Here is a 1273-nt window from a genome sequence, read left to right as displayed (position 1 = left end):
TGAGCTACCCCCTGAATTTCGGACACTGACGTAAGCTACGATTTGTTGTTTGCTGATCTTCGACGAAGAGGAGATCAGAGATGTCGAAACGGAAGAACCATTCGCCCGAGTTCAAAGCGAAAGTCGCGCTTGAGGCTTTGAAGGGCGAGCGGACTGTTGCTGATCTGGCGAGCCAGTTTGGCGTTCACCCAACGATGATCCACAGCTGGAAACGGGCGCTTCTGGAAGGCGCGTCCGGCGTGTTCGAGCGTGGCGGAAAGAAGCCCCCAGAGATCGACGAGGAGCAAGTCAAAGAACTGCACGCGAAGATCGGGGAGCTGGCCGTTGCCAACGATTTTTTGTCACGAAAGCTCAAGCCGTGGATCGGCAAGTGAGGCGCAAGATGGTCGAGCCTGCCAATACCAACCTGTCGATTGGCAAACAGTGCAAGCTATTGTCGGTCTCGCGGTCATCGTTTTACTACATGCCCAAGGGTGAGACAGCGATGAATCTGATGTTGATGCGCCAGATCGATGAGCAGTTTCTGGAAACACCGTTCTTTGGCGTCCGGCAAATGACTTGGCACTTGCGAAACGAAGGCCATCTGGTGAACGAGAAGCGCATCCGACGCTTGATGCGGCTGATGGGCTTGATGCCGATCTATCAGAAACCAAACATCAGCAAAGCGGCGAAAGGGCACAAGACCTATCCCTATCTGCTGCGCGGCCTACGGGTGGAGCGCCCCAATCAGGTCTGGTGTGCCGACATCACGTATCTGCCGATGCGCAGGGGCTTTCTGTATCTGGTCGCCATCATGGACTGGCACACCCGAAAGGTGCTGGCCTGGCGCATCTCGAACACGCTGGAAGCCGACTTCTGCGTCGCGGCACTGAACGAGGCCATCGCCAGGTTTGGCCCACCGGAAATCATGAATACGGATCAGGGCAGCCAGTTCACCTCGTTTGCCTGGACCGACCGGCTACGCCGATCCGGAGTGCGTATCTCGATGGATGGCAAAGGCCGGTTCCTCGATAACATCTTCGTCGAGCGGCTCTGGCGGTCGTTGAAGTACGAATGCGTCTACCTGCACGCCTGGGAGACCGGATCAGAGGCGAAGGCGGGCGTTGCGAAATGGATCGATTTCTACAACCGCAAACGCCCACACTCCGCCCTTGGCGGCAAACCCCCAGCCGTGGTCTATTGGCTGAGAAAAGAAGAAATCCAAACCGATCAGCAGGAGCAAAAAGTAGCTTAAATTACACCGAAATCTGTCCAAACATTGGGGAGTAGCTCA

At 55.9% G+C, this 1273-nt stretch carries 1 protein-coding gene; it reads left to right on the top strand.

The annotated features are described in order from the left end of the window. Nucleotides 1–80: 80 nt before the first annotated feature. Nucleotides 81–1234, top strand: a protein-coding gene (locus tag ACR0AP_RS20890; RefSeq protein WP_480509215.1) for an IS3 family transposase whose coding sequence is annotated in 2 segments (ribosomal slippage) — nucleotides 81–348 and nucleotides 348–1234 — 1155 coding nt in all. Because the reading frame shifts where the segments join, the coding sequence is not laid out codon by codon here. The last annotated feature ends 39 nt before the right edge of the window (nucleotides 1235–1273 follow it).

It is taken from the genome of Ruegeria sp. AF7, assembly GCF_056541885.1.
The sequence above is the reverse complement of the archived record's forward strand: the minus strand, read 5'-3'. Positions and strand labels throughout refer to the sequence as shown.